24 protein-coding genes are annotated in these 24,228 nt (G+C 64.4%); 11 read left to right on the forward strand and 13 right to left on the reverse strand.

What is annotated here, in order from left to right:
- Positions 1-95 precede the first annotated feature (95 nt).
- Positions 96-911 carry a class I SAM-dependent methyltransferase gene (locus NKL06_RS21520; protein ID WP_023691954.1) on the forward strand — a complete coding sequence of 272 codons (816 nt, stop codon included), beginning with the start codon at positions 96-98 and terminating at the stop codon, positions 909-911.
- A gap of 10 nt (positions 912-921) precedes the next feature.
- Here NKL06_RS21520 and NKL06_RS21525 read toward each other — a convergent pair whose 3' ends face one another.
- Positions 922-1,416 (reverse strand): DUF2244 domain-containing protein, encoded by a 495-nt coding sequence (locus tag NKL06_RS21525; protein ID WP_023691953.1) that lies wholly within the window; start codon positions 1,414-1,416, stop codon positions 922-924.
- A gap of 22 nt (positions 1,417-1,438) precedes the next feature.
- Between NKL06_RS21525 and nth the strand changes: the two genes are divergently transcribed.
- Positions 1,439-2,272, forward strand: a complete 834-nt coding sequence (gene nth / locus NKL06_RS21530) for an endonuclease III (protein WP_023691952.1) — start codon at positions 1,439-1,441, stop codon at positions 2,270-2,272.
- On the opposite strand, the gene NKL06_RS21535 is transcribed toward nth, so the two are convergent.
- The 4 genes from NKL06_RS21535 to NKL06_RS21550 form a co-directional block, all read right to left on the reverse strand.
- Positions 2,232-3,740, reverse strand: a complete 1,509-nt coding sequence (locus tag NKL06_RS21535) for a tripartite tricarboxylate transporter permease (RefSeq protein WP_023683079.1) — start codon at positions 3,738-3,740, stop codon at positions 2,232-2,234. The two genes, nth and NKL06_RS21535, sit on opposite strands and share 41 nt — an antisense overlap.
- Positions 3,741-3,749: 9 nt before the next feature.
- Complete coding sequence (locus NKL06_RS21540; protein WP_023691951.1) at positions 3,750-4,223, reverse strand: tripartite tricarboxylate transporter TctB family protein; 474 nt, start codon at positions 4,221-4,223, stop codon at positions 3,750-3,752.
- A 96-nt stretch (positions 4,224-4,319) separates the two neighbouring features.
- Positions 4,320-5,297 (reverse strand): tripartite tricarboxylate transporter substrate-binding protein, encoded by a 978-nt coding sequence (locus tag NKL06_RS21545; protein WP_023691950.1) that lies wholly within the window; start codon positions 5,295-5,297, stop codon positions 4,320-4,322.
- A gap of 178 nt (positions 5,298-5,475) precedes the next feature.
- Positions 5,476-5,931 carry a DUF2214 family protein gene (locus NKL06_RS21550; protein WP_023691949.1) on the reverse strand — a complete coding sequence of 152 codons (456 nt, stop codon included), beginning with the start codon at positions 5,929-5,931 and terminating at the stop codon, positions 5,476-5,478.
- A 141-nt stretch (positions 5,932-6,072) separates the two neighbouring features.
- On the opposite strand from NKL06_RS21550, the gene NKL06_RS21555 reads away from it, so the two are divergent.
- The 3 genes from NKL06_RS21555 to NKL06_RS21565 all read left to right on the forward strand — a co-directional run bounded on the left by NKL06_RS21555 (position 6,073) and on the right by NKL06_RS21565 (position 8,205).
- Complete coding sequence (locus NKL06_RS21555; RefSeq protein ID WP_023683083.1) at positions 6,073-6,303, forward strand: YdeI/OmpD-associated family protein; 231 nt, start codon at positions 6,073-6,075, stop codon at positions 6,301-6,303.
- Positions 6,304-6,445: 142 nt separating this feature from the next.
- Positions 6,446-6,985, forward strand: coding sequence for a GNAT family N-acetyltransferase (locus NKL06_RS21560; protein WP_023683084.1), 540 nt, complete (start codon positions 6,446-6,448; stop codon positions 6,983-6,985).
- A 119-nt stretch (positions 6,986-7,104) separates the two neighbouring features.
- Entirely contained in the window at positions 7,105-8,205 is a 1,101-nt protein-coding gene (locus tag NKL06_RS21565) for an OmpA family protein (protein ID WP_031207817.1), read from the forward strand.
- Here the strand turns inward: NKL06_RS21565 and NKL06_RS21570 are convergent.
- Positions 8,192-8,965: an IclR family transcriptional regulator gene (locus tag NKL06_RS21570; RefSeq protein WP_023691947.1), complete on the reverse strand. Its 774-nt coding sequence runs from the start codon at positions 8,963-8,965 to the stop codon at positions 8,192-8,194. The two genes, NKL06_RS21565 and NKL06_RS21570, sit on opposite strands and share 14 nt — an antisense overlap.
- Positions 8,966-9,171: 206 nt before the next feature.
- Between NKL06_RS21570 and NKL06_RS21575 the strand changes: the two genes are divergently transcribed.
- The 5 genes from NKL06_RS21575 to NKL06_RS21595 all read left to right on the forward strand — a co-directional run bounded on the left by NKL06_RS21575 (position 9,172) and on the right by NKL06_RS21595 (position 14,390).
- Positions 9,172-10,149, forward strand: a complete 978-nt coding sequence (locus tag NKL06_RS21575; RefSeq protein ID WP_023691946.1) for a Bug family tripartite tricarboxylate transporter substrate binding protein — start codon at positions 9,172-9,174, stop codon at positions 10,147-10,149.
- Between the two features lie 125 nt (positions 10,150-10,274).
- Complete coding sequence (locus tag NKL06_RS21580) at positions 10,275-10,811, forward strand: tripartite tricarboxylate transporter TctB family protein (protein WP_023683087.1); 537 nt, start codon at positions 10,275-10,277, stop codon at positions 10,809-10,811.
- A gap of 4 nt (positions 10,812-10,815) precedes the next feature.
- A complete protein-coding gene (locus NKL06_RS21585; RefSeq protein WP_023686551.1) occupies positions 10,816-12,339 on the forward strand; it encodes a tripartite tricarboxylate transporter permease in 1,524 nt (507 codons plus the stop codon).
- Between the two features lie 15 nt (positions 12,340-12,354).
- A complete protein-coding gene (locus NKL06_RS21590; RefSeq protein ID WP_031195530.1) occupies positions 12,355-13,533 on the forward strand; it encodes a CaiB/BaiF CoA transferase family protein in 1,179 nt (392 codons plus the stop codon).
- Positions 13,530-14,390, forward strand: a complete 861-nt coding sequence (locus NKL06_RS21595) for a citryl-CoA lyase (RefSeq protein WP_031210406.1) — start codon at positions 13,530-13,532, stop codon at positions 14,388-14,390. Before NKL06_RS21590 ends, NKL06_RS21595 begins: the two co-directional genes overlap by 4 nt.
- A gap of 6 nt (positions 14,391-14,396) precedes the next feature.
- On the opposite strand, the gene NKL06_RS21600 is transcribed toward NKL06_RS21595, so the two are convergent.
- Both NKL06_RS21600 and NKL06_RS21605 read right to left on the reverse strand, forming a co-directional pair.
- Positions 14,397-14,873 (reverse strand): NUDIX hydrolase, encoded by a 477-nt coding sequence (locus NKL06_RS21600; protein WP_023669717.1) that lies wholly within the window; start codon positions 14,871-14,873, stop codon positions 14,397-14,399.
- A gap of 122 nt (positions 14,874-14,995) precedes the next feature.
- Positions 14,996-15,268, reverse strand: coding sequence for a hypothetical protein (locus NKL06_RS21605; RefSeq protein ID WP_155923979.1), 273 nt, complete (start codon positions 15,266-15,268; stop codon positions 14,996-14,998).
- A gap of 247 nt (positions 15,269-15,515) precedes the next feature.
- Here NKL06_RS21605 and NKL06_RS21610 point away from each other — a divergent pair, with 247 nt between their 5' ends.
- Complete coding sequence (locus tag NKL06_RS21610) at positions 15,516-16,106, forward strand: invasion associated locus B family protein (RefSeq protein ID WP_023691943.1); 591 nt, start codon at positions 15,516-15,518, stop codon at positions 16,104-16,106.
- Between the two features lie 15 nt (positions 16,107-16,121).
- On the opposite strand, the gene NKL06_RS21615 is transcribed toward NKL06_RS21610, so the two are convergent.
- The 5 genes from NKL06_RS21615 to kdpA all read right to left on the reverse strand — a co-directional run bounded on the left by NKL06_RS21615 (position 16,122) and on the right by kdpA (position 24,218).
- Positions 16,122-16,814, reverse strand: a complete 693-nt coding sequence (locus tag NKL06_RS21615; RefSeq protein ID WP_023691942.1) for a response regulator transcription factor — start codon at positions 16,812-16,814, stop codon at positions 16,122-16,124.
- Positions 16,811-19,543: a DUF4118 domain-containing protein gene (locus NKL06_RS21620; RefSeq protein WP_352580883.1), complete on the reverse strand. Its 2,733-nt coding sequence runs from the start codon at positions 19,541-19,543 to the stop codon at positions 16,811-16,813. Before NKL06_RS21620 ends, NKL06_RS21615 begins: the two co-directional genes overlap by 4 nt.
- Before the next feature lie 66 nt (positions 19,544-19,609).
- Positions 19,610-20,176 carry a potassium-transporting ATPase subunit KdpC gene (gene kdpC / locus NKL06_RS21625; RefSeq protein ID WP_023691940.1) on the reverse strand — a complete coding sequence of 189 codons (567 nt, stop codon included), beginning with the start codon at positions 20,174-20,176 and terminating at the stop codon, positions 19,610-19,612.
- A gap of 12 nt (positions 20,177-20,188) precedes the next feature.
- Positions 20,189-22,282, reverse strand: a complete 2,094-nt coding sequence (kdpB, locus tag NKL06_RS21630) for a potassium-transporting ATPase subunit KdpB (protein ID WP_023691939.1) — start codon at positions 22,280-22,282, stop codon at positions 20,189-20,191.
- A 232-nt stretch (positions 22,283-22,514) separates the two neighbouring features.
- Positions 22,515-24,218, reverse strand: a complete 1,704-nt coding sequence (kdpA, locus tag NKL06_RS21635; RefSeq protein WP_023691937.1) for a potassium-transporting ATPase subunit KdpA — start codon at positions 24,216-24,218, stop codon at positions 22,515-22,517.
- Positions 24,219-24,228: the final 10 nt, after the last annotated feature.

Consider the following 24,228-nt stretch of genomic DNA (forward strand, 5'->3'; position numbering starts at 1 on the left):
GAATGTCGGTCTTTCCGCCCCTTGCAACCACCCGAAACTTGCCTTGTTGCCGCCTGTTCCCAGATAAATACTGGATTGCGCCCCGGGAGATGCCAATGGCCGGCGAAAGGGTGAATCTGAGCGGAGCAAGGGAGACCTTGCTGATGACGCTTTATGGCAAGGCACTGGAAAGCCGGCTGCCGCATTCGCTGCTCGGGGATCGCTTCGCCGACGAGGCCGTGCGCAAGATCGACTATGATTTCTCGCGCCTCAAGGTCGACACCAATCTCGGCATCGGCCTGGCGATCCGGGCCAAGACGTATGATGTCCGCGTTCAGGACTTCATCGCCAAAAATCCCGGCGCCATCGTGCTGCATCTCGGCTGCGGGCTCGATACGCGCATTTTCCGTGTCGATCCACCCGAAGGCGTGGAGTGGTTCGATGTCGATTTTCCGGATGTCATCGCGCTCCGGCGCAAGCTTTACCCGTCCCGGGACCACTACCACCTCGTCGGCTCTTCGGTAACCGACCCAGACTGGCTGGCAGAAGTGCCGAGCAATCGTCCGGCCGTCGTGGTGATGGAGGGGTTGACGCCTTATCTCCCGGTAGAGGAGGGGCCACGGCTGCTGTCACGCCTTGTCGCGCATCTTGCCGGCGGCGAGCTGATGTTCGACGCCTACAGCCACTTCGGCCTGAAGATGCTGCCCCTCAATCCGACCATCAGGGCGACGGGCGCCGAGGTTCACTGGGCGATCGACGACCCACAGGAACTGGAGCGTGCCGTTCCGAAGCTGCGCTTTTTCGACGATATCTCGGCCTACAGCGCGGAACGCACAGCGCACATGAGCTGGTCCGCAAAACTGTTCATCGGGCTCTGGAGACACATTCCCGCATTGCGCAAGGTCGGCAGGATTTTACGCTACCGGTTCTGACGCGCCGGCTCTAACGCGTCCTGGCTTTTGTCAGCGCACGCGAAAATGCAGTGGCAAAACTCTCGCGGGAGTCTGGGTCCAGGAATGACCCGATCGGCACATTCTGTCCTTGTGCTTCCACCGTCATCCTGGTGATGCCGATCTCGGCATGGCGAGCGACGGAAAAGCGGGCCCAGAACGGGTTGAAGCTATGCGCTTCCGACCGGCCCGAGGGCGCCGTCTTGCGGATGTCGAGGCTGGTGCGCGACACCGACACTTCCTCGCGGGCACGGGCGGCGCGATAGTTGGCGCGGAAGGCGACGTAGACGGCGATGACGTCGAGGCCGAAGAAGCCGAACACCGGCCAGGCGCCGCGCGACAGGAAAAACGCCCCGGTCACCACCCAGCCGAACAGCAGCGCGCCCATCAGCACGGCAAAGCCGGTGCGGCCCAGCGAGCGGTGCGGGGTCAGCAGCGCCTGGAAGAATGGCTCGTCGGCCTGAAACGAGGCGTTTGTGTCGCTCATCCCAGGATATTATAGGAAGGGAATGGCCAGCCCCAAGTCCAAAAATCTTTCCTTATCCAAAAGTGAACTGCCGCCCGGGCGGCGCGACGGCTCGAATGCCAAGCCGCGACCGGCGCCGGCGCGGGTCCGTTCGCTCTACAGCGCGGCCGAGGTGCATGAGATCTTCCGGCGGTTTTCGGTGCAGCGGCCCGAGCCGAAGGGCGAGCTCGAGCATGTCAACGCCTTCACGCTGCTGGTGGCCGTGGTGCTGTCGGCGCAGGCGACCGATGCCGGCGTCAACAAGGCGACGCGGGCGTTGTTCAAGGTCGCCGACACACCTGAAAAGATGCTGGCGCTGGGCGGAGCCAGGGTCGGCGAGTACATCCGCACCATCGGACTCTGGCGCAACAAGGCCAAGAATGTCGTGGCGCTCTCGGAGGCGCTGATACGCGATTACGGCGGCGAGGTGCCCAGCGAGCGCGATGAGTTGGTCAAGCTGCCGGGGGTCGGGCGCAAGACCGCCAATGTCGTGCTCAACATGGCGTTCGGCCAGCACACGATGGCGGTCGACACCCATATTTTCCGCATCGGCAACCGCCTCGGCCTGGCGCCAGGCAAGACGCCGGAGCAGGTCGAGCAAGGGCTGCTGCGGATCATTCCGGATGAGTATATGCGCCACGCGCATCACTGGCTGATCCTGCATGGCCGCTATGTCTGCAAGGCGCGCAAACCCGATTGCCCGGCCTGCGTCATCGCCGATCTCTGCAAGGCCGAAGTGAAGACGACCGATGTGCCGGCGCCGCTGGTGGAAATCGCGGCGCCCGGCGTCCCGACAACTAGCTTTCCTCCACGAACACCTCTTCGCGCTTCTTCTTGACCGACGGCAGGAAGACGACGACGAGCACGGCCAGTGCGACGAGCAGCAGGCCGGCGCTGATCGGCCGCGTCACGAAGGTCGAGGGGTCGCCGCGCGACAGGATCATGGCGCGGCGCAGGTTTTCCTCGAGCAGCGGGCCAAGCACGAAGCCGAGCAGCAGGGGTGCGGGTTCGCAGCGCAGCTTGGTCAGGATGTAGCCGAGCAGGCCGAAGAATGCGACCGCGTAGAGATCGAAGGCGTTGGTGTTGACGCTGTAAACGCCGATCGAGCAGAACGCCATGATGATCGGGAAGAGCACATAATAGGGGATCGTCAGCAGCTTCACCCACAGCCCGATCAGCGGCAGGTTCAGCACGATCAGCATCAGATTGCCGATCCACATCGAGGCGATGATGCCCCAGAACAGCGCCGGCTGCTCGATCGCGACATTGGGGCCGGGCACGATGCCTTGGATGATCATTGCGCCGATCATCAGCGCCATGACCGGATTGGCCGGAATGCCCAGCGTCAGCATCGGAATGAAGGAGGTCTGGGCGCCGGCATTGTTGGCCGATTCCGGGCCTGCGACGCCGGCAATAGCGCCCTTGCCGAACTCCTCCGGGTGTTTCGACACGCGCTTTTCGACCGTGTAGGAGGCAAAGGCCGCAAGCACCGCGCCGCCGCCGGGCAGGATGCCGAGGGCCGAACCGATGATCGTGCCGCGCACGATGGGCGCGGCCATCGCCTTGAAGTCGTCGCGGGTCGGCATCAGGCCGGAGACCTTTTTGATCATCACCGAGCGCTCGTGCTCGTTTTCGAGATTGCGCAGGATCTCGGCAACGCCGAAGACGCCGACCGCCACCGCGACGAAGTTCAGCCCGTCGGCATATTCGCGGATGCCGAGCGTGAAGCGCGGCGTGCCGGTGTAGATGTCGGTGCCGACAATGCCGAGCAGCAGGCCGAGCACGACCATCGCCAGCGCCTTGACGATCGAGCCATGGGCGAGAGCGATGGACGAGACGAGGCCGACGATCATCAGCGAAAAATATTCGGCCGCGCCGAATTGCAGGGCTATTGCCGTCAGCGGCGGGGCAAAGACGGCGACCAGGAAGGTGGACACCGTGCCGGCGAAGAACGAGCCGATCGCGGCGATCGCCAGAGCCGCCCCGGCGCGACCGTTCCTCGCCATCTGGTAGCCGTCGATCGCGGTCACGGCCGAGGAGGATTCGCCGGGCATGTTGATGAGAATGGCGGTGGTCGAACCGCCATACTGGGCGCCGTAGTAGATGCCGGCCAGCATGATGAGGGACGACACCGGGTCGCCGATCTGGAAGGTGATCGGCAACAGCATGGCGATGGTTGCGGTGGCGCCGATGCCGGGCAGGACGCCGATCAGCGTGCCGAGCAGGACGCCGATCAGGCAGAAACCGAGATTTGCCGGCGTGGTGGCCGTCGAAAAGCCGAGTTCGAGGTTCCTGAGGAGGTCCATCTCAGCGCCTCACAATGCCAGCCATTGGGGCAACCAGGGGCCGAAGCGCTGGAATGGCAGCCCGAGCGCGTAGCTGAAGACCAGCACCGAAAACAGCGTCAGGCCGGCCGACAGCAGAAGTGCCGTCAGCGGCTTCATGCGGGCGCTGGCAAAAGAGGCGATCAGCGCCGTCAGGAAGATCGACGGGACGAAGCCGAGGCCGCGCACGGTCAGGCCGAAAAAGATCGGCGCCGGCAGGATGAACAGCATGCCGCGCCACGCAATGGGGCCGATCGGCTCGCCCTCGACGCGCACCGCCTGGACGAGGATGATGGCGCCGAGCACGATCAGCACGATCGCCAGCACCAGCGGGAAATAGCCCGGTCCCATGCGAAAGGCGGTGCCGATTTCGAGGCCGAGCGATTGTATCGCGAAAAAGGCGCCGAAAAAGATGAACAGCGCGGCGCACAGGCCGTTTGTCCTGTCGATGGCGAAAGGTTTCATGGCGGTCCTCCCCTGACCCTTGCGATGGCTGCCGTTGCAAATGTGAAAACGGACGTCGAAGCGAAAACGGGGCGCCGGCAGCGCCCCGTTCAAGCCTCAGTCGGCGTATTGGCCGGCGGCTTCGATGATCGGCTTCCAGCGCGTGATCTCGCCTTCCAGCTTGGCCTTCAGCGCTGCCGGCGTCGCGTCGGACTCGGACGACGGCTTGGTGCCCAGTTCGGCAAAGCGGGCGATGACGTTGGGGTCCTTCAGCGCGACCTGGAGCGATTTCGACAGTCGGCCGGTGATCTCGGCCCGCGTGCCCTTCGGCGCATAGAGGGCGTGCCAGATGCTGACCTGCACCGCGGGCAGGCCGGCTTCGATGGTCGTCGGCACGTCCTTGAGCACGTCGAGGCGTTCCGGCGTGGTGACGGCATAGGCCTTGATCGTGCCGCCCTGGATCTGCTTGGTGGTGTTGGTGGTCTGGTCGCACATAATGTCGACCTGGCCGCCGAGAAGGTCGGTCATGGCCGGGCCGGTGCCCTTGTAGGGTACGGTGACCAGCGGCGTGCCGATGGCGCTCATGAATAGCATGCCGCACAGATGCGAGGCAGCGCCGATGCCGGCATTGGCGACGGTGATGGTGTCCTTGTTGGTCTTGGCGTATTCGACCAGCCCTTTCAGGTCGGCCGGCTCCAGGTCCTTGCGGGCGACGATCGCCATCGGCACCTCGGTGACGAGGCCGACATACTCGAAGGCGTTGAGCGTGTCGTAGGCGAGTTTTCTGTAGAGGGTCGCGCTGGTCGCCATGCCAATGTGATGGAGGAGCAGCGTGTAGCCATCCGGGTCGGCGTTGGCGACGCGGCCGGCGCCCAGCGTGCCGCCTGCGCCGCCGACATTTTCGACGATGATCTGCTGGCCGAGATCCTTCGACATGGCTTCGGCGACGAGCCGCGTGACCGTGTCGGTCGGACCGCCGGCCGCAAACGGCACGACGACGGTGATGGTGCGCTCGGGATAGCTCTGTGCGCTGGCGGTGAACGAATAAAGCGTGACGGCCGCGGCGGCGGCCAGGGCGGCTACAATTTTCCTCATCGTAATTCTCCTCCCAGGATATCAATCTCCGATCGCTGTGCAGGTCAGGCAGCGAGGGTACAACAAAGGCAAGCTAACAGATTGTCGCCTGACGCAAACTGCAAAATACAGTCGTGCGCAACCATGGCGATCAGTGGGGAGTATGCCCGGAGGACATGGGTTTGGTGTTGGCGTTGCTTCAATAACCGTAGCCGCGCGCCATCGCCGCCGCGAAGATCGGGATCAGCAGGAAGATGAAGGCTTCGGCGCGCACATAGGTCTTCACCGAGGCGAGTTCCGCAACCGGCACCTGAAAGCCGGGACTGGCGCTGGCTTGCCGGTTCCAGGAGATGAAGCGGATGGTCGGGATGATCGACAGCAGGCCAACGATGCCGAATGCCGCCATCTTGGCCCAGAACACCCAGTTGTAGACGTAGAATTCCCAGCCCTTCAGGCCGTAGATGACGCGGCAGATGCCGATGATGATGATCAGCATGGCGATGATGCCATAATGGCGGTCGATGCCGGCAAGCCGCTTGAGCGTGGCGGCGGAGAGGTCGCCGCGGATCAGGACAAATTCGGCGCCGACGATGCCGGCCAGCGACAACACCAGCAGATGATGGAAAATGGCAAGCACGAGATCGGTGGTGTCCATGGCGTTCTCCTCCCATTGGCGGTATCGAGACCGGCCCTTGCCGGACCGGTTGCGAAAGGTAGCATCGTTCGGCAGAATTCCCAGAGGCGGACCTGGGTTGGACCATCGGCGTCGCCATCCTGACAGCTGGGGTTTTCTGAAATGACCGGACTGAAGCGCGCCCTGAACCCGATGCCGGACGACATCCGCATCGCCCTGACCGAAAAAGGACTGACAGCGGCCTACGAGGCGCGGCCGGACTACCAGAAGAACGACTATCTCGGCTGGGTCGCCCGCGCCAAACGCAGCGACACCAGGCAGAAGCGGCTCGACCAGATGCTGGACGAATTGCGGCGCGGTGGGCTCTACATGAAGATGGTCTGGCACGGCTGAAAGTAAGCCGACGCTGTTCGCTTCGACCGCCTGGTCGCGCCAGGCCGTTCGGAAGCTTCCCTGGCTGAATGATGATCCGGCTTGGCCCTTGTCCGGGCGCGCTGGTTTGCTAAGCGCTGACCGTCAACGGAGGCAGAGTTTCATGGGCAGTCCAAAAACAGCCGGCGTCCCGGTTCTCGAAACGGAACGGACCATCATGCGGGCGCACCGGATCGAAGATTTCGACGACTATGCCGTCATGTGGGCCGACCCCGTCACCACCCGTTTCATCGGCGGCAAGCCGCGGACGCGGGAGGAAAGCTGGATGCGGTTCCTGCGGCATGCCGGCCTGTGGTCGCTGCTCGGCTACGGCTTCTGGGCGGTCGAGGACAAGGCCAGCGGTCGCTTCATCGGCGAGGCCGGATTCCACGATCTGAAGCGGGACATCGAGCCGTCGCTCGAGGGCATTCCGGAAGCCGGCTGGGCGCTGGCGCCGCAAGCGCATGGCAAGGGTCTTGCCAGCGAAGTCGTCAGAAGGGCCCTGGCCTGGGGCGACGACACCTTTGCCGGCGCGAGAACCGTCTGCATCATCGATCCGGAAAACACCGGTTCGTTGAACGTTGCGGCAAAGTGCGGCTACACCAAGGTCCTGGAAACCACCTATCACGACGGGCTGACGATCCTGCTCGAACGGCGGGTGTGAAGCGCTTCATCGACGCAATTTCCACGTTCTGCCAGGGTTGGCTATTCTAATCTAATACGCAATTCCTGTGGGAAAACCGCTCACACTTTTCCTGGAATTGCTCTTTGGGGGAGCCGACCATGCGTGCGATCAATGCGATATCTCTGAAGCTTTTCTGGGCGGGGCTGCTGCTCCTGGCGGCCGTGCAACTGGCGGGCGCCGATGCGACGGTGCCGACCGCCGACATCGAGGGCGGTGCCGACAATCATCTGGCCAAGCGCTACGAGGGGTCGTTCATCGTCTCCTACGAAAAATTCGCCTATACCGATTTTACAGTGCCGCTGTCGCCGCTGAAGCCGAGCGCCGATCCGGATGCCCGTGACACGATGAACAACCGTGTGTTCGCGCCGGACAAGAAGGCCGAGGTCGAAGGCGCGCTGACCCGCATCGCCTATGTGCTGCCGGCCGAGCGCTCCCCGCTCGAAGTGCTGCGCAACTACCAGGATGTGATCGCGGCCGCCGGCGGCGAAGTCCTGTTCGAATGCAAGAAGGAAGAGTGCGGCGGCGCCGCCGACCGGTCGTCGAGCGGTGGCGGCGGCGACATGAGCCTGATGATGTATTTCTTCCATGAAAGCGACGTCAAGGACGCGGCCTTTTCCAATGGCGCCTGTGCGGTAACCACCGGTATCAACGACCAGCGCTTCTTCGCCGCCAAGCTGCCGCAGGACGGCGGCGACGCCTATGTCACGGTTCAGGCCTATTCGCTGATCGACGACCTCTACTGCAAGGAACTCAACGGCCGCACCATTGCCGTCGTTCAGGTGCTGGAGCCCAAGGCGCGCGACAAGAAGATGGTGGTGGTCGAAGCGGCCAAGATGGCGGATTCGCTGTCGGCCACCGGCTCCATCTCGCTCTACGGCATCTTCTTCGACACCGACAAGGCCGACATCAAGCCGGAATCGGAACCGACGCTGAAGGAGATCTCGACGCTTCTGACCAACGAGCCCGGCATGGCGGTGATCGTCGTCGGTCATACCGACAACCAGGGCGCCTTCGACTACAATATCGATCTGTCGTCGCGGCGGGCGCAGTCGGTAAAGGCGGCGCTGGTCTCGAAATATGGCATCGATGGCGGCCGGCTGACCGCCGCCGGCGCCGGCATGATGGCGCCCGTCGCCAGCAATGATGACGAAACCGGCCGCGCCAAGAACCGCCGCGTGGTGCTGGTCAAGGCGAACTGAGGCCGATCACGGTTTCAGCGCCGGCTAGGCGCGCTGCCTGCTCCAGCATCGAGCCATCCTCGCCGAAGGCGCGGGTGGCGCGAGCGGCGGCCTCCAGCAGGTCCGGTGTCATGCGGCGCAGGAACGCCGTATCGACGCGTGTCGACGGGCCGGCCAGCGTCAAGGCGCCGAGCAGAACGCGGCCCGGTCCGAACACCGGCACCGAGACGCCCGCCGTCTCCGGGTCGCGGTCGCCGATCGACAGATAGTGGCAGGCCTTGCGGATGGTCTCGTATGGTTCGCCCGGCTGGCCCGAAAACGCTGCCAGCACGCGGCCGCCAGAGCCGGCGAGCAACGGCAGCAGGTCGCCTTCCCGGATCGTGTAGCGGATCGGGTGCTTGGACTCGACGCGGTAGAGACAGGTGCGGGCGTCGCCGGAGCGGACATAGAAGGCGACGCTTTCCCAACTGCGTTCGGCAAGATCGCGCATGATCGGCAGCAGGATGTCGACCGCCACGACCGACCGCTGGTAAAGCGCGCCAAGCCTGAAGGTGGCAGGTCCGATGCGGTAGCGGCCATCGTCGAGCCGCTCCAGCAACTGCCCGCGCAGCAACGAGTTCGCCAGCCTCAAAATGGTGCTTTTGTAGAGCCCGGTGCGCGCCGCGATCTCGGCCAGGCTGAGCGAGCGGTCGGCGGTCGCGAACGCGTCGAGAATGGCGATCGCGCGGTCGAGCGCGGCAACACCATCGGCCGGCAACGGCTGGGATCGCGCTTCGGTCATCTCACGAACAGTTTCATTCCAGTTTACCTGCTCGGACAAAGGCCGGCCGAAGCGATTGTGCCGCACATCCATGGTTCTGTCTAGTAGAACAGCGTTCCTGTTGACAGAACGTACCGAAATCGGCATGAATTTTTGCCGAGCGGGTCTGTTTTCAGGCTACGTTTCTGGCAGGCACCGGAGGAGGTGTCGTGATTTGGAGGAATCCCATGCTGAACAGACGCAGATTTTTGATGAGCACCGCGGCCGCAGGCGCTGCCGGATTCGTCGCAACGCATTTGACGCCCGCTTTCGCTCAGGATGCACCGCAGATCCAGATCTTCGTGCCGGCCGCGCCCGGCGGCGGCTGGGACCAGACGGGGCGCACCATCGACCAGGTGCTGCGCAGTGAAAAACTGATCTCCGGCTCGCAGATCACCAATGTCGGCGGCGCCGGCGGCACTGTCGGCCTGCCGCAGTTCATCAGCCAGTGGAAGGGCAAGGGCAATTCGCTGATGGTGGCCGGCATGGTCATGGTCGGCGCCATCATCGCCAACAAATCGGCCAACAACCTTTCCGAAGTGACGCCCATCGCCCGCCTCACCGGCGAGTTCGAGGCGCTGGTGGTGCCGGCGGATTCGCCGTTCAAGACGGCCGGCGATTTCGTCGCCGCGCTCAAAGCGGATCCGACCAAGGTTCCCGTGGCCGGCGGCTCGGCCGGCGGCTCCGACCACATCCTGTTCGGGCTGATCGCCAAGACGGTCGGCGTTCCGGCAACCAACCTCTCCTATGTGCCTTTCGCCGGCGGCGGCGAGGCGCTGTCGGCGCTGCTCGGCAACCAGGTGGCGGCCGGCATTTCCGGCTTCGGCGAGTTCTCCGAGCAGGTCAAGGCGGGCGCGCTTCGGCTGTTGGCGATCTCCGCCGACAAGCGCCAGGACGGCATCGACGCACCGACGATGAAGGAAGCCGGCATTGACGTCGAACTGTTCAACTGGCGCGGCGTCTTCGCACCGCCAGGCGTCTCCGACGCCGACAAGGCGGCGATGGTCACGATGATCGAGACCATGGCCAAGAGCGATGCCTGGGCAGCCGAATGCAAGAACCGCAACTGGACGCCCATCCTGCTCACCGGCGACGACTATGCGAAATTCCTCGTCGACGACACCGCCCGCATCACCGCGATCCTCAAGGATCTCGGCCTCGCCTGATGTCTTCAGGGGCGGCCACGGCCGCCCCTTCCGACATTCGCCTGCGGCATGGACATATCATGCGCTGGGAGTGAAACTGCGGATGCGGCCGGCGGGAGGATGCCGGCCATCTCGGGAGGACATCGATGAGCACCAGCGACCAGCAGCCGGCGCCCCCGCGCCTTGCCATGCCCGAATTGTTGATCGGCATCGGGCTTCTCGCCTGTGCTGCGGCCGTGGCGTGGCAGACCCTGGCGATCCCGGTTTCGCCGCTCTATTCCAAGGTCGGGCCGACCGTCTTTCCCTACATCACCATGACCGGCATGATCGTGCTTTCGCTGCTGCTCATCGTCGCCGCGCTGCGCGGCGGCTGGCAGCCGCAGGAGGAAAAGGAAACGCCGACCGACTGGAAGGCCATGGGCATCGTCGTTGCCGGCCTGGTCGCCAATCTGGTGCTGATCCAGCCGCTCGGCTTCACCGCCGCCTCGGTCATCATGTTCGTGCTCGTCTGTTATGGCTTCGGCAGCAAGCACACGCTGCGCGATGCGCTGACCGGCCTGATCCTGGCGCTTGCCGCCTATTTCGGCTTTGCCAGGGCGCTCGGCGTCAACATTGGCGCCGGCTTCATCGAAAACCAGCTGAACACGGTGATCGACGCGATCATCGCCACTGCGAGGGGCTGACGCCATGGAGACGCTCGGCCATCTCGCCCACGGATTTTCCGTCGCTTTCTCGCCGATGAACCTGCTGTGGTGCCTGGTCGGCACCACGCTCGGCACGGCCATCGGCGTGCTGCCCGGCCTCGGGCCGGCGCTGACCATCGCGCTGCTGCTGCCGATCACCTACCAGGTGGCGCCGGAGGCGTCCTTCATCCTGTTTGCCGGCATCTATTACGGCGCCATGTATGGCGGCTCGACGACCTCGATCCTGCTCAACACGCCGGGCGAAAGCGCCACCATCGTCACCGCGCTGGAAGGCAACAGGATGGCCCGCTCGGGTCGCGGCGGCGCGGCACTGGCGACCTCGGCGATCGGCTCCTTCGTCGCCGGCACCATCGGCACGATGGGCGTCGCCTTCCTGGCGCCGGTGGTGGTGAAGTTCGCGCTGGCCTTTGGTCCGGCCGAATATTTCTCGCTGATGGTGCTCGCCTTCATCACGGTTTCGGCGGTGCTCGGCTCGTCCTCCGTGCGCGGCCTCACCAGCCTGTTCATCGGCTTCGTCATCGGCATGATCGGCGTCGACCTGCAGACGGGACAGCCGCGCTTCACCTTCGGCATGAACGAACTGCTCGATGGCGTCGATGTCATCATTGCCGCGGTCGGCCTGTTTGCCGTCGGCGAGACGCTCTACATGGCCTCGCGCCGCTATGCCGGCAAGGACGAGATCGTGCCGCTCAAGGGATCGCTCTACATGACAGCGGCCGAATGGGGACGATCGTGGAAGCCATGGCTGCGCGGCGCTTTTATCGGCTTCCCGATCGGCGCCATGCCTGCGGGCGGCGCCGAGATCCCGACCTTCCTGTCCTACGCCATCGAAAAGAAGCTGTCGAAGCACAAGGAGGAGTTCGGCACGGTCGGCGCCATCGAGGGCGTTGCCGGACCGGAAGCCGCCAACAATGCGTCTGCCGCCGGCGTGCTGGTGCCGATGCTCACCCTTGGCCTGCCGACCTCGGCGACCGCCGCAATCATGCTGTCGGCCTTCCAGAGCTACGGCATCAATCCGGGACCGCTGCTGTTGACGACGCAGGCCGATCTGGTCTGGGGCCTGATCGCCAGCCTGTTCATCGCCAACGTCATCCTGGTCGTCCTCAACCTGCCGCTGATCGGGCTGTGGGTACGGCTGTTGAAAATCCCGGCGCCGCAGCTCTATGCCGGCATCCTGGTGTTCGCGACCGTCGGCACCTACGGCATCTCGCAATCGCCGATCGACCTCGTCATCCTCTATCTCCTGGGGGCCGCCGGCTTCCTGATGCGGCGCTTCGATTTCCCGACAGCGCCGGTCATCATCGGCATGATCCTGGGGCCGCTCGCCGAAACGCAGTTCCGCCGGGCGATGACGATCTCGAACGGCGACTGGTCGGTGTTCTACACCCACAAGCTGTCGCTGGTGCTGCTGATCCTCGCCTTCATCGGCCTAGCCGGGCCGCATATCTGGGCCTTCATCGAGCACCGGCGCCGTCGCGGACCGGAGCATGTGCCGGGCGATGCCTGAGCAACCTGGAGCATCATGACCGATCTGCTTGCCGGCATCCGCATCCTCGACCTGACCAATGTGCTGGCGGGCCCTTATTGTGCCTATCAGCTGGCGCTGCTCGGCGCCGATGTCATCAAGGTCGAGACGCCGCAAGGCGGCGATCTGGCGCGCCAGCTCGGCGCCTCGCCGGCGCTCAACAAAGCCGGCATGGGCGCGTCGTTCCTGGCGCAGAATGCCGGCAAGCGATCGGTGGTGCTGGACCTCAAAAGCGAAGCCGACCGCGAACGCTTCCTCGATCTCGTCGCCTCGGCCGACGCGCTGGTCGAGAATTTTCGACCGGGCGTGATGGGGCGGCTGGGTCTCGGCTATGAGGTGCTGAAAGCGGTCCGCCCCGGTCTCGTCTATTGCGCCATATCCGGTTTCGGCCAGAGCGGGCCGATGCGCGACAATCCGGCCTACGACCAGATCATCCAGGGGCTGTCCGGTATCATGAGCATCACCGGCACGCCGGAGACAGCACCCTTGCGGGTCGGCTATCCCGTCGCCGACACGCTGGGCGGGCTGGTCGGGGCCTTCGCAATCGCCGCGGCGCTGGTCAAGCAGAAGACCTCGGGCGAGGGCGCGTTTCTCGATGTCTCGATGCTCGAATGCACGCTGTCGGCGCTGGGCTGGCCGGTGTCCAACTATTTGACCGCCGGTGTCGAGCCGCAGCCGATGGGCAATGAGAACATGACGGCTGCGCCCTCCGGCGCGTTTCGCACCGGCGACGGCCTGCTCAACATCGCCGCCAACAAGCAGGAGCAGTTCGTCACGCTTTGCCGGCTGATCGGCCAGCCGGAACTGGCCGACGATCCGCGCTTTGCCGAGCGCGAGACGCGCAAGCAGAACCGCGCCTCCTTGAAAGGGCTGATCGAGACAGCGCTTGCGAGCGCCTCGGCGGCTGCCTGGGAAGAAAAGTTCAACCGCGCCGGTGTTCCGGCGGGCCGGGTGCTGACGATCCCGCAGGTGCTTGGCGAGCGCCAGGTGGTCGAGCGCGACATGACCACGCGTTTCCAGGGCCTGCCCGGCATGGAGCAGCCGCTGACAGTGGTGCGCGGCGGCTTCATGGTCGATGGCGCGGCACCCTTGCCGGTCCTGCCGCCACCGGTGCTGGGTGAGCATATGGACGAGGTTTTTTCCACCCTGCCGCCGCGCGCCAGGAGAAGCGCGTGAGCGAGAGAAAAACCGGCCGCGAGCGCGGCGAGGAGTGGTGGCAGACCGGCATCATCGAGATGGGCCCCGGCATCATCCGGCTGCGCGGCTATGAAATCCAGGAGCTGATCGGCCGCGTCAGCTTTCCGGCCACGATCTGGCTGATGCTGCGTGGCGAATTGCCAAGCGAGGAGCAGGCGGCGCTGCTCGGCATTGCGCTGGGGGCGGCCGTCGACCACGGGCCGCAGGCGCCGTCGATCGCCATTGCCCGCATGGCCATTACCTGCGGAGTCGGCATCAACAGCGCCATGGCGTCCGCCGTCAACGTGCTGGGTGACGTGCATGGCGGCGCCGGCGAACAGGCGCTGTCCTTCTATGGCGACATTGCCGTGGCAATTGACCAGGGTGTTGCGCTGGACCAAGCCGTAGCCGCACGGCTCGACCGTTTCTTCGCCGAGGAGAAAGGCTATGTGCCGGGCTTTGGCCATCGCTTTCACCCGGTCGATCCGCGCGCGCCGCGCCTGATCGCAGTGACGCGCGAATTTGCCGCGCGCGGCGTCGTCAGCGGACGCTTTGCCGACATCGCCGAGGCCGTCGAGGCGGAGGTCGCGCGCCGCAAGGGGAAGAAAATACCGCTCAACATCGACGGCGCCACCGCCGTCATCTATGGCGAGCTCGGCTTTCCGCCGCCGTTGACGCGCGGCCTGTTCGTGCTCTCGCGCTCGGTCGGCATCCTGGCGCATGCATGGGAGCAGTCGCAGCAAAGCGAGCGCAACAAAGGTCCGCTGCCGCGCGAATGGCTGTGGGCCTATACGGGCACGCCGCTGCGGCCATTTCCAGGGGACCAGGGTCCCGCTGAAGGGGACGAGGGCAAGTGAGGTTGGTCAGGCCGGGTCCGGCACTGCCGGCTGAGGCGGCGCCAGGTTGGCCATCAGCGTCGAGAGATCCGGCTCATCGATGAGCAACGCCGCGTCCTGCGGCTTGAGCCATGCCCGCTGGCGGCTCTTGGCCTCCTGCCAGTTGGCCAGTTCCTCGGACACCTCCAACAGATAGACGACGACGTCGACGCGCACGAAATTGTGCTCCAGCCGTTTCCAATAGGAATAGCTGCCGGCCGGCGCCTTGCGGGTCTTGCCGAGCACGCCGGCTTCTTCGCGCGCCTCGATGGTGGCGGCCTTGCGCCCGCTCTTGCCTTTCATGGGCCAGCCCTTGGGCACGATGAACCGCTTCGTCGCTCGCGACGTCACCAGCATCACTTCGAAATTGCCTGAAACGTCCAGGCGAAAGGGAATGGCGGCAACCTGGCGAATGCGTTCGCCTCGCCTTGCCTTGCGTACCGCCTTTTTCTTGGTCGTCGCCATGTGCTGAAAATCCGGTCGGCGGGCGCACCGCCGCACGCCGCCTGCAAACCCCTGATATGCCCGCGAGGCAATGAGGCATTTTTAGTAAATAAGTCGACTAAGTAAATCGCAAGCGACCGATATCAACGGCAAACACGCACAATCTGGTTGTTGACGATCTGAATCGGACAAGCTTGCCGGACGACGGGCACTTCGGGGCGCGGCTGCGGCACGATCCGACGGTCCTGCTCGCGATATTGCTGCTGCTGTTGCTGGAACTGCTGCCGCTGCAGGCTGTTGCGCAATTGCTGCAGCTGGTTCTGCTGGATCAGCCGGTTGGCGCTGGGATTGACGGACTGAGCCGCAGCAAATTGCATGATGCCGGCGAGCGTTGCCGCCGCCAGCATTGCCGACATGAGAACTGTCGATAGGCGAAGCGTCGACATCAGTTCATTCCCGTACAGATATAACCTCCTCTCTATATAGGGCGTTCGTCTCGATCTGCCATGGGCCGGTCTGCCATTGGCGGATCTGCCACGGGTTGGCGAAATCCCTGAGGATGCGGCCTGCCGCACTTGACAGAAAAGATCGATTGACCGCTCTATCGGGCGCGGATCTCGGGCTCAATCGCGGCTGACTCGAGGCACAATCGGGAGCATATTGATGAAAAGCAGGCAAGTATATTTCGCGGCGCTACTGGGCAGCATCTGTATTCTTGGCCCGGTGGCAGTCGCGGCGCAAACCAAGACCGACAAGGCGGCGCCTGCCGCCGCAGCGCCCGCCCCTGCTGCCGGCCCGACATTGCCTGGCGGCGCCTCGGCGCTGTCCGAGACACATGGCGACTGGACGGTCAATTGCCAGGTAACCGGCACGGCCAAGGTTTGCAGCCTGTCGCATCAGCAGTTCAACAAGCAGTCCAACCAGCGCCTGCTGGCGATCGAGCTGTCGAGCAAGAGCGGCGACGATGCCGCCGGAACGCTGGCGCTGCCGTTCGGCCTGGCGCTCGCCAAAGGCGTCAGCCTGACCATCGACGACCAGAAGCTGGAAGGCAGCCTGCCGTTCAACACCTGCCAGGCCGTCGGCTGCCTGGTGCCGGTGGCGTTCGATGCCAGCGTCACGCCGCTGCTCAAGGCAGCCACCACGCTGAAGATCGACGCCTTCGCGGCCGACACTGGTCAAGCGGTGAGTTTCACCATCCCGCTCAACGGCTTCGGCGGCGCACTGGCACGGACCGCGGAACTCTCGGCGGACTGAGCGGAAAACGTCCGGTCACTCAACCTCGCGCAGCCGGTACCCAACGCCGGTCTCGGTGGTGATGTAGCGCGGCTGGTCGGGCGACTTTTCGATCTTCTGCCGGAGCTGGCGGACATAGACCCTGAGATACTGCACGTCGGTCGAATCGCCCCACACCTGCTTCAGCAGGAAATGGTGGGTCAGCACCTTGCCGGCATGCTGCACCATAATGCGCAATATGTCGTACTCCTTGGGGGAGAGCTTTATCTCCTTGCCTTCGACCTTGACGATGCGCTTGACCAGGTCGACGCTGAGATCTCCGGTGTGGAACACCGGCTTTTCGCCCTGCTGCTGGAATTTGTGGCGCAGCGCGACGCGGATGCGGGCGACCAGTTCGTTCATGCCGAACGGCTTGGTGATGTAGTCGTCAGCGCCGAGTTCGAGCGCCGCGACGATGCCGGCTTCGTCGGTGCGGCTGGACAGGATGACCACGGGCACGTCGAGGCCGTCGTCGCGCCATTTCCGCAGGAGATCGAGGCCACCCATGCCGGGCAGGCCGAGGTCGAGCAGGATCAGATCCGGCTTTTGTGCATCGACGAGTTCGATCGCAGCCTTGGCGTTGGGCGCTTCGCTGACCGCATAGCCCTGGCTGCCGAGGCCGACGCGCAGCAGTTTGCGGATCGGCGGCTCGTCATCGACGACCAGTATGCTGACATTGGAATTTGTCATGCCGGATCACCAGATGCTTGCTCGTCCACACCTGATACGTCCGTATCGGACGATTGTACCAACCTCGGCATGCGGATTGTGAAGACTGCGCCCGGGCGATCGCTGCGGTTCGCCGCCATGATCGTGCCGCCCATCGCCTCGATGAAGCCCCGGCAGATCGACAGGCCGAGCCCGGTGCCGGCCTGGACCTGATCGCGCTTGCGCACCCGGTAAAAGCTGTCGAAGACGCGCTCCAGGTCGGCGGGCGGAATGCCCGGTCCCTCATCCATGATCTGCAGCGCGACGGAGCCATTGTCGGCCCAGCCCTGCAGCCGGATTGTCGATCCCTGTGGCGCGTATTTCGCGGCATTGTCGAGCAGATTGAACAGCATTTGTTCGAACAGCACGGGATCAAGCTTCAGCATCGGCAGGTCGGCCGGAATATCAACCTCGGTCTTGTGCCCGGCAGTGATCTTGCGCGCCCGTTGCAAGGCCGAGCCGACGACATCGCCGACATAGTGGAGAGCAAAATTCGGCTCCATGGCGCCGGATTCAATCTTGGTCATGTCGAGCAGATTGGCGATGAAGCGGTTCAGCCGTTCGGACTCGTCGAGCACGGTGGTCAGCAGCTCGGCCCGATCGTTCTCGGGCAGTGCCGGCGCAAATTCCCTGAGCGTGCCGGCCGCGCCCATGATGGCCGCCAGCGGCGTCTTCAGATCATGCGAGATCGACGTCAGCAGTGCCGAGCGCAAGCGGTCGGCCTCGGCCGCCAGCCTGGCGCGATCGACATCGGCGACCAGCTGGATGCGCTCGATGGCAACCGCCGCCTGGTCGGCCAGCGCGTCGAGCAGGCGCTGTTGCTCGGGCGTCAAGAGCGGCCCCTGCTTGTCATTGTCGAGGCCGACGACGCCGATGGCGGTACGGCCGGTCCGCAAGGGCAGGTAGAGCCGTTTTGCCCCGGGCAGGGTATCGGCGCCACGGCCGGCAGCCCGGTTGTGTTCCCAGGCCCAGCGTGCAGCCGCGATGTCGGCCTCGGCCAGCGTGTCGTCGGGGGGATAACCGGCCTTGACGGTGATCGTGCCGTCCTCCGGCAGGAGCAGCACCACGCGCAGCTTCAGCATCGAGGCGATCTGGAAGGCTGTGGCCCACAAAACGTCGTCGAGCGTGCCGGCGCCGGCGAGCTTCTTTGAAAAGAGGTAGATGTCCTCGGTGGCCCGGGCGCGTGAACGGGCGGCGGCTGCCTGACGCTGCACACGCGCCGTCAGATTGCTGGCGATGACGGCAACGACGAGGAAGACGGCGAAGGCAACGATGCTCTCCGGATCGCGGATCGTCATCGTGTAGCGCGGCTCGAGAAAGAAGAAGTTGAAGGCAATGGCGCTGAGGAAACAGGCGTACAGCGCCGGCCACAGGCCAAAGGTCACTGCCGATGTCAGCACCGCCAGCAGAAGCACGCTGGCAAGGTTGCGAACGTCGAGGAACTGATCGAGGACGGCGCTGACGGCAAGCGCGCCGGCGACATAGACGGTCGAGAAAAGATAAGGCCAGATTTGAAATGGCGTCTGCTCGGCCGCCGCCTTGACCCTCGACGTGGCCTCGTTGTCGCGCTCCGTTCCTGAAATGACATGGACGCTGATATCGCCGGCATTGCGGATCAGATCGTAGGTGAGCGAACCCTCGATCAGTTCGCGCCAGCGCGAGCGGGTCGGCCTGCCGACGACGATATGGGTGAAGTTGTTGGCCGTGGCGTGGCGGACGATGTCCTGGGCGACGTTCTGGCCCGGAATGGTCGTCACCTCGGCGCCGAGCTGCTCGGCCAGGCGCAAGAGCGTGGCCAGCTGGTCCTTGTCTTCCTCCGACATGGCGGCCGAACGCGGCGTGTCGACATGCAGCGCCGTCCACGGTGCGCGCAGCCGGTCGGCCAGCCGGCGCGCATAGCGGACACGAGACGCTCCGCCCGGACGCGCATCGACGCAGACGAGCACCCTTTCGCCCGCCGCCCAAGGGCCGGGAATCGCGTGCGACTGCATGTGGTTGAGCAACTGCTCGTCGACGCGCTGGGCGGTACGGCGCAGCGCCAATTCCCGAAGCGCGGTCAGATTGCCCGGCGAGAAATAGTTTTCGACTGCGCGCTGGGCAGTGTTGGGGAAATAGACCTTTCCCTCTTTCAGCCGCTTGATCAGGTCGTCGGGCGTGAGGTCGATGATCTCGATGTCGTCGGCCTGGTCGATGATGGAGTCCGGGACCGTTTCGCGCACCCTGACGCGGGTGATCTGTGCCACGACGTCATTCAGGCTCTCGACATGCTGGATGTTGAGCGTGGTGTAGACATCGGTGCCGCGCGTCAGGATTTCCTGGACGTCGAGATAGCGCTTGGGGTGGCGGCTGCCTGGCGCATTGGTGTGGGCGAGTTCGTCGACGAGCACCAGCGCCGGCCGGCGGGCGAGAATGGCATCGATGTCCATCTCGTCCAGCACGCGGCCTCTGTAGTCGACCTTCTGGCGCGGGATCACCTCGTAGCCTTCGACCAGCGCCAGTGTTTCCTTGCGGCCGTGGGTCTCCACGACGCCGACCACTACGTCGACGCCGTCAGCCAGCCTGGCGCGGCCGGCCATCAGCATTTCATAGGTCTTGCCGACGCCGGGGGCAGCGCCGAGAAATATCCGCAGACGGCCGCGCTCTTCCCGTTCCGCATGCTCGAGCAGCGCGTCCGGAGAGGGTCTGGTATCGTTGCTTCTGGCGTCCGGCATCAGGCTCGATCATGAACGGCGCCGAGGATCGTGTCGATCCCGGCCCCTGGCTTCAGAGATTGTCTCTCACTGCTTGGTATCGTCCAGTGCCAGGTTGAGCGCCAGCACATTGACGACCGGCTCGCCGAGGAAGCCGAGTTCGCGGCCTTCGACATGGCTGTCGACAAGCGCCTTGACCTTGGCTTCGTCGAAGCCCCTGGCCTTGGCCACCCGAGCGACCTGGAAATAGGCGGCGTCCGGGCTGATAGCGGGGTCGAGGCCGCTGCCGGACGTCGTCACCAGATCCATCGGCACCGGCTGGTTCGGGTTCTCCGCCTTCAGCTTTGCAACATCGCCCTTGATGCGGTCGATCAGCTTGAGGTTGGTTGGACCGAGATTGGAGCCGCTGGACGCTGCGGCGTTGTATCCGTCGCCGGCAGCCGAGGGGCGGCCATGGAAATACTTGTCGTCGGCAAAGCCCTGGCCGATCAGTTCGGAGCCGATGACCGTGCCGTTTTTCTCGATCAAGCTGCCATTGGCCTGGTGCGGAAACAGCGCCTGGGCGATGCCGGTCATGCCCAGGGGATAGATCAGGCCGGTCAAAACGGTGAAAAAGACGATCATGATAACAGCGGGTCTTATCTGAGTGAGCATGGACGTATTTCCTTAAGCGAGGCCGAGGCCGGTGACGATCATGTCGATCGCCTTGATGCCGGCGAAGGGAACGATGATGCCGCCGAGGCCGTAGACCAGCAGGTTGCGGCTGAGCAGCGCGCCGGCGCCGATGGCGCGGTATTTGACGCCTTTAAGCGACAGCGGGATCAGAGCGATGATGATCAGCGCGTTGAAGATGATGGCCGACAGGATGGCGCTCTGCGGCGTCGCCAGATGCATGATGTTGAGCGCTTGCAGGGGGCCGATTGTATGTCCCGGCGCAACGTAGAAGACGGCAAACATGGCCGGGATGATGGCGAAGTATTTGGCGACGTCGTTGGCGATCGAGAAGGTCGTCAGCGAGCCGCGCGTCATCAGCAGCGCCTTGCCGATCTCGACGATCTCGATCAGCTTGGTCGGGTCACTATCGAGGTCGATCATGTTGCCGGCCTCGCGGGCGGCAACCGTGCCGGTGTTCATGGCGACGCCGACATCGGCCTGCGCCAAGGCCGGCGCGTCGTTGGTGCCGTCACCGCACATGGCGACCAGCTTGCCCTTGGCCTGTTCGTCGCGGATCAGCTTCAGCTTGTCCTCGGGCGTGGCCTGGGCGAGGAAATCGTCGACGCCGGCTTCGGCTGCGATCGCCGCCGCAGTCATCGGATTGTCGCCGGTGATCATCACGGTGCGGATGCCCATTTTGCGCAGTTCGGCAAAGCGCTCGCGGATACCACCCTTGACGATGTCCTTGAGGTGGACGACGCCGAGCAGGCGGCCGTCACGCTCGACGGCCAGCGGCGTGCCGCCCGACTTGGCGATCTCGTCGGCGATCGCCTGGAGATCCTTGACGGTGTCGCTGCCGGGGCGCGCGCCGTGAGTGGCCGATGTCGACTGGCTGACATAGGCGAGAACCGAATCGACGGCGCCCTTGCGCACCGACGAGCCATCGATGTCGACGCCGCTCATCCGGGTCTGCGCGGTGAAGGGCACGAAGCTGGCATGCAAGGTTGCCATGTCACGGGCGCGGATGGCGTATTTCTCCTTGGCAAGCACGACGATCGAGCGTCCCTCAGGCGTCTCGTCGGCGAGCGAGGCGAGCTGCGCGGCATCGGCCAGTTCCTGTTCGGTGACGCCCTTGACCGGGCGGAATTCGGTGGCCTGGCGGTTGCCGAGCGTGATGGTGCCGGTCTTGTCGAGCAAAAGCGTATCGACGTCGCCCGCCGCTTCGACGGCACGGCCGGACATGGCCAGCACGTTGAAGCGCACCAGGCGGTCCATGCCGGCAATGCCGATGGCCGACAGCAGGGCGCCGATGGTGGTCGGGATCAAGGTGACGAACAGCGCGACCAGCACCGTCACCGGGATATGGCCGCCGGAATAGGAGGCAAAGCTCGGGATCGTGGCGGTGGCCAGCACGAAGATCAGCGTCATGCCGACGAGCAGGATGTTGAGCGCGATCTCGTTGGGCGTCTTCTGGCGCGAGGCACCCTCGACCAGCGAGATCATGCGGTCGAGGAAGGTGTGGCCGGAGGCGGCTGATATGCGCACGCGAATCCAGTCGGACAGAACCTGCGTGCCGCCGGTGACCGCCGAACGGTCGCCGCCGGATTCGCGAATGACGGGTGCGGACTCGCCGGTGATTGCCGCCTCGTTGACCGAGGCCACGCCTTCGATCACTTCACCGTCGGACGGGATGATGTCGCCGGCTTCGACCAGCACGATGTCGCCAACCTTCAGGCTGGTGCCGGGCACCAGCTTGAACCTGGAGCGGTCTTCGCCGGCAAGCAGCTTGGCCTGGGTTTCGGTGCGCGCCTTGCGCAGCGAATCGGCCTGCGCCTTGCCGCGGCCTTCGGCGACGGCCTCGGCGAAGTTGGCGAACAGCACGGTGAACCACAGCCAGATGATGATCTGCAGCGTAAAGCCGAAATCGCCGCCGCCGGTGGCGAGATCCTTGACGAACAGGACCGTGGTAAGAAGCGAGACGATGGCGACGACGAACATCACCGGGTTCCTGACCAGCGTGCGGGGGTCGAGTTTCCTGAAGGCGCCGCCGATGGCCGGCCACAGGATGCGGGCATCCATGATGCTCGCGGATTTGGACTGGCTCATTTGGTGGCTCCAGTATCTGAACTGTTGGCCGGCACCGACCGATCGGATGCCGAAAAGAGGGGCGGCGGACCATAGGCCAGCAGCCAGATCACGATCATGACTGCCGCGAGGCCGAGGAAGGTAGATACGCTGGGGAAGGGAGGGGGCGTTTCCTCCCGCTCATTGCCGGCTCGTGGGCCGGCTCGCGGCCGGGCCTTCATGCGTTTTGGGTAGAACCAGGACATGACAAGCCTCAGAATGTCTGGCCGTTGATGGCAGCCAGGTGCTCGACGATCGGTCCGATCGCCAGTGCCGGGAAGAAGGTCAGGCCGACGACGATCAGGATGACGCCGACGAGCAGGCCGACGAACAGCGGGCCGTCGGTCGGGAAGGTGCCGGCGGAAGCCGGAACCGTCTTCTTCGTCGCTAGCGAGCCGGCAATGGCAAGCGCTGGAATGATGACGAAGAAGCGACCCACCCACATGGAGATGCCGAGCGTGATGTTGTACCAGGGCGTGTTGCCGGAAAGGCCGCCAAAGGCCGAGCCGTTGTTGGCCGCCGCCGAAGTGTAGGCATAAAGAACCTCGGAGAAGCCATGCGGACCGCCATTGGCCATCGAGGCGACGGCGCTTGGCAGCACGACCGCTATTGCCGTGAAGACCAGCATGACCAGCGGCAGAGCGAGGATGGCGAGCATTGCCATCTTGACCTCCTTGGCCTCGATCTTCTTGCCGAGATATTCGGGCGTGCGGCCAACCATCAGGCCGGCGACGAACACGGTGATGACGATGAACATGACGATGCCGTAGAAGCCGGCGCCGACGCCGCCGACGATGACTTCGCCGAGCTGCATGTTGAGCATCGGGATCAGGCCGCCAAGTGCTGTGAACGAGTCATGCATGGCGTTCACCGCACCGCAGCTCGCAGCCGTGGTGATGACGGCGAATAGTGCCGAAGCGGCAATGCCGAAGCGGCTCTCCTTGCCTTCCATGTTGCCGCCATCGATGCCCAGCGCATGGACCAGCGGATTGCCCGCGGCTTCCGCCCAGTAGCAGATAACGACGCCAGCGATGAACAGCACACCCATCGTTGCCAGGATCGCCCAGCCCTGGCGCTGGTTGCCGACCATGCGGCCGAAGACGTTGGTGAGTGCGGCACCCAGCGCGAAGATCGTCACCATCTGGATCATGTTGGAGATGGCGTCGGGGTTTTCGAAAGGATGCGCGGCATTGGCGTTGAAGAAGCCGCCGCCGTTGGTGCCGAGCATCTTGATGGCAACCTGCGAGGCGACGGGCCCAAGGGCGAGCGTCTGCTTGGCGCCCTCCAGCGTGGTGGCGTCGACATAAGGCCCGAGCGTCTGCGGCATGCCGAGCCAGACATAGACAAGGGTGAGCACGATGCTGAGCGGCAGCAGGATGTAGAGCGTGCAGCGGGTCATATCGACCCAGAAATTGCCGATCGATTTGGCCGAGGCGCGGGCGAAGCCGCGGATCAGCGCCACCGCGATGGCAATGCCCACGGCGGCCGACATGAAGTTCTGCACGGTCAGGCCGGCCATCTGTACGAGGTAGGACAACGTGCTTTCGCCGCCGTAATTCTGCCAGTTGGTGTTGGTGACGAAGCTGACGGCAGTGTTGAAGGCGAGATTGGGTTCGACCGATGCCATCCCGGCCGGATTGTAAGGCAGGACGCCCTGCAGGCGTTGCAGAAAGTACAGCACCAGGAAGCTGGCAAGGCTGAAGAAGATGATTCCTGCCACGTAGGTCGTCCAGTGCTGCTCCTCGCGTTCACTGGTTCCCGAAATGCGGTAGAGGCCGCGCTCAACGGGCCCGAGTATGGGCGAGAGAAAGGTGCGATCGCCATTGAAGACGCGGTACATGTAGCCGCCGAGCGGCTTCACCAGCAAAACGACGATCCCGCAATAAACCAGGATCTGTATCCATCCGTTGAGTGTCATGGCTTTCCGT

This window comes from Mesorhizobium sp. C268A (assembly GCF_040324475.1).
Taxonomy (GTDB): domain Bacteria; phylum Pseudomonadota; class Alphaproteobacteria; order Rhizobiales; family Rhizobiaceae; genus Mesorhizobium.